Genomic DNA, 3,805 nt, shown 5'->3' on the forward strand with positions numbered 1-3,805 from the left:
ATAGTATAAGACTTGCCAGAAAATGTAATTGTATTGCCGTTCCAATCGCTTACCCATGTTCCACTAAGGCCGCCGCCTTCTAGACTGCCGCCGCCGCCGCTATCATCATCATAGCTGCCGCAAGCCGCCATCGAGAATCCGATTACCGCTACAAGAGCGATAACGCCTAAAACTTTGAAAAAGTTTTTCATTTCTTTTTCTCCTTTGTCTTTACTTAAAACCCCATACGGGATTTTTTGCGGAATAATGCCTAATCCGCTATGGTAATTTTAAGAATGGTTAGATAGTCTTGTCATGCGTGGTTCCACTTAGTTTTGAGGAAAAAATGCGAAAAAATGGGGGTTAAATTATTCTTTTTATGCCCAGCGCGATTCCATACCCTGCGAAAGCCGTTATAAGGCGGTCGATTATATTGACGGGAATCCGTGACAGTATTTCCGCCAGAACCGCAGGAATATTTTGGCCGAACATGGTGGCGGTTAAATCCGCCGTAGACCACTGTTTTACCGAAAGGTTGGGGTCTATGCTTTGAATAAAAGAGGCAATGACGCCGCCTAAAACGCTTATGACAAGGCAGAGGCAAAATGAAAGGAGGATAAGGACGATCATCAGGTTTATCGCTTCCGCCAGACGGCGGCTTGAGGGGTTTTGGCTTGTTTCAGGCGGTCTATTGGACAGGCTTAACTCGCGTGGGAAAAAGCGGATAAAGAGCCACGTTACCAGAGCTGTCGCCATGTTGCAGATAGCAAACAGATAGCCTTCCCAGCCTGAAAAATAGAACGTAGACTCGATTATGTTGGTTAACGCCCCGGTCAATAAGCCCCAAAAAAGCCCGCTCGCCAGAGTGAGGCTTACTGTCAGAATCGTATCCAGATAGAGGGGAAGCCCGGCCCGTCTTGCGAGTACGTGAATGGCAATATTCAAAAATGCCCCCGCAAGACAAAGAACCGACAATATAACCGTTTTACGCATGCCTCATTGTATCATAATTTTACAAATTGAAAAACAACACAAAATCCCTTACAGTAATGATATGCCGTTTGAAAACGCAGAAAGCGCCGCCGCTCTGCCGGGCGAACTTGGAATGTATATCCGTCTGGTGTGGCTCTTCGTTTTTATCATTACCGTCCTCATGCTCTGCCTTTGTTATCTTTTTATTTCCATGCGCCGCGCCGACGAGCGTGAAGCCCAAAGCCGCGCCTTTTCCCATTTGGCGGTTGAAGGGCTGGAAGCGGAACGGCGGCGTGTTTCCCGCGAACTCCACGATACGGTCCTTCCGCTTGTCAGGGACGATGAAGTGTCCGCCCTTATCCGCTCCATCTGCATGGAACTGATGCCGCCCGATTTTACCCGTCTTTCCCTTAATGATTCTCTTACGGAACTTTGCCTGCAATTTATCAAGCGTACCGGAATTGAGTGCGCCTGTTCGATAGAGGACGGTCTTTCATTTTCGGCTTACAGGCCGGAAGACCAACTGCACATATACCGCATGGTTCAGGAATCTTTTACCAATATCGAAAAACATTCCAAGGCGGGGCAGGCTGTTCTGGTCGTCCGGCGCATAGCGGAACATATTTTGATTTGCGTTTCCGATGACGGTATCGGTATACAAAGCGTGCCAAACATTTTTACCAAAGGCGGCGGTTTGGGCATAAGGAGCATCCGCCAAAGGGCGGCTATTTTGGGGGCAAAAATTGATTTTATCAGCGAAAGCGGCAACGGCCTTATGGTAAGAATTGAATTATCCCCCCCAATTTACGGAGGCTATAATTGGCTGATAAACCGCGCCTTGTTATTGTGGAAGACCATCCGGTCATGCGGGAGGGGCTTGCGTCTTATTTTAACGGAACAGGCCGCTGGCAGGTAATGGGTACCGCATCTACTCTTGCGGGTGCCAAAGAATTACTGTCAGGCGTTCAAGCGGATATCGCATTACTCGACATTCAACTTGAAGACGGCTGGGGTCTTGACGTTATCCCCTGGTTGAAAGATAAAGCCTCTCCCGTTATGGCGGTATATTCCAGTTTTGACGATTACGCCCATGTAAGCGCCGCCCTTGGCATGGGCGTGAAAGCTTATGTCTGCAAACGCCGCAGTGAGAGCGAATTGGAAAATGCCCTGCAAAAAGCCCTAAGCGGCGCCGTCTACGTTGACGAAGCGGCGCAGGCAAAACTGCACAATGTAACCGATCTTATAAGCCTACTTACAAGGCGCGAAATTGAAATAGTGAACCATGTAAAAGACGGCCTTTCCAACAAACAGATAGCCGCCCGTCTCGGCATAAGCTACCGCACGGTAGAAAGCATCCTCCACTGCGTGTATGAAAAAACCGGCATCAACTCACGTCTTGAATTGCAGAAACTGTAGTATAGGTCGAGAAGATTTCTCACAAAGGACACGAAGGGGGAGAAGGACACAAAGAGGGAAGAGGAGGTTTTTGTCCGAAGGTTATGTGTGAGCTTCACGATAAGATTACGAACGACAACCCCTGATTCCTCTTCCTTAGTGATCTTCTCTTCCTTTGTGCTCTTTGTGTGAGGTCTTCGGGAAAACTTTATCTTTCAGATTTTTTCTCAAAATGGGAAAATTCCAAGCTGAAGCTCGCGCGTCCCTGTGAGACACTGCGAAGGCTTGTCATAAAGCCGAACATTTTTTCCATGGGGGCCTGCGCCTTTATTTCATCGGCATCCGATTTGGCGTTCATGTTAAGGATTTGCCCGCCGCGTTGGGTTACAAGGCTCATCACCTCTCCCACAAATTCATGGGGGGTGTTAAGGTTGACAGCCATTATCGGCTCAAGCAGGATAGGCGAGGCGTTCCGGCACGCTTCGTCAAAGGCCATGCTGGCGCAGGCTTCAAAGGCGAAGGGAGTGCCCGTCTGTTCCGAATACTGAATCCCCGTAACCGTCGCCGTAATATCGATACAGGGGTAGCCCATGACGATGCCCGATGAAAACGCGCCTTTTACCCCGTTCTCAACGGCGTCAAGTATTTCCTGAGGCACTTCGCTTTTTCCCTGTTTTGATGCGAGAACATATTTGTTGCCCGTTCCCCGTGCGGCCGGTTCAACTCGCAAAGTAACTCCCGCGGCGTTTTCCTTTCCGGCGATAACTTTTGAAAAATTCTCGCCGTGCTCGACAGTTTTGCTTATCGACTCCCTGTATGTAACCTGAGGGTTTCCCACCTTCGCGCCGACCTTGTATTCCTTCAAAACTCTGGTAACAAGCACTTCGAGGTGAAGCTCGCCCATGCCCGAAATGATAAGCTGTCCGGTTTCCTCGTTTTCCCTGATGGTAAAAGTCGGGTCTTCCTTGGAAAGGATCGCGAGTATGTCCTTCAATTTGTCCTGTTCGGAAATTGTCTTAGGCTCTATGGAAATGGAAATTACGGGTTCGGGGAACTGCATCTTTTCAAGCAAAACCGGCCAGCCTTCGCTCCCGATGGTATCCCCCGTCTGCGCCAGTTTCAGCCCGATTATAACGCCGATATCACCCGCGCTTAAGCTGTCCATCGGCTCCGATTTATTGGAATGCATCCGTAAAATCCTGTTCGCCCTTTCGCGTTTCTTCTTCCCCTGATTGTAAACCTGTCCGCCCGACGGAATGGAACCCGAGTACATTCTAACATAGCAGAGGCTTCCGGCTTCCCTGTCGTTTTGAATCTTAAAAACAAGCCCCAATGGTTGTCCCTTAGGATCGTAGGGGACGGTTATATCTTCCTCTTTTTTAAGGTGATGCCCCACGGCGGGGTTAACTTTGTCCGGCGCCGGGAGGTGAACGACCAACGCGGCACTTACCGGCCGAAG

5 protein-coding genes are annotated in these 3,805 nt (G+C 49.4%); 2 read left to right on the forward strand and 3 right to left on the reverse strand.

Annotation, left to right across the window (positions count from 1 at the left end):
• Positions 1–191 (reverse strand): hypothetical protein (locus ACYVTD_RS10430; protein ID WP_461247712.1); only part of this gene is annotated, 191 nt, incomplete at its 3' end.
• Between the two features lie 151 nt (positions 192–342).
• Complete coding sequence (locus ACYVTD_RS10435) at positions 343–924, reverse strand: hypothetical protein (RefSeq protein WP_461247713.1); 582 nt, start codon at positions 922–924, stop codon at positions 343–345.
• Between ACYVTD_RS10435 and ACYVTD_RS10440 the strand changes: the two genes are divergently transcribed.
• Positions 911–1,867, forward strand: a complete 957-nt coding sequence (locus tag ACYVTD_RS10440; RefSeq protein ID WP_461247714.1) for a sensor histidine kinase — start codon at positions 911–913, stop codon at positions 1,865–1,867. The genes ACYVTD_RS10435 and ACYVTD_RS10440 overlap by 14 nt on opposite strands.
• Complete coding sequence (locus ACYVTD_RS10445; RefSeq protein WP_461247716.1) at positions 1,816–2,367, forward strand: LuxR C-terminal-related transcriptional regulator; 552 nt, start codon at positions 1,816–1,818, stop codon at positions 2,365–2,367. The genes ACYVTD_RS10440 and ACYVTD_RS10445 overlap by 52 nt, the downstream gene beginning before the upstream one ends.
• A gap of 187 nt (positions 2,368–2,554) precedes the next feature.
• Here ACYVTD_RS10445 and ACYVTD_RS10450 read toward each other — a convergent pair.
• Positions 2,555–3,805 (reverse strand): EF-Tu/IF-2/RF-3 family GTPase (locus ACYVTD_RS10450; protein WP_461247715.1); only part of this gene is annotated, 1,251 nt, incomplete at its 5' end.

It is taken from the genome of Treponema sp. R6D11 (assembly GCF_054786075.1).

Coding starts and splice junctions, on each gene's coding strand:
- ACYVTD_RS10440 (WP_461247714.1), top strand. CDS start 911: ATGGCAATATTCAAAAATGCCCCCGCAAGACAAAGAACCGACAATATA.
- ACYVTD_RS10445 (WP_461247716.1), top strand. CDS start 1,816: ATGCGGGAGGGGCTTGCGTCTTATTTTAACGGAACAGGCCGCTGGCAG.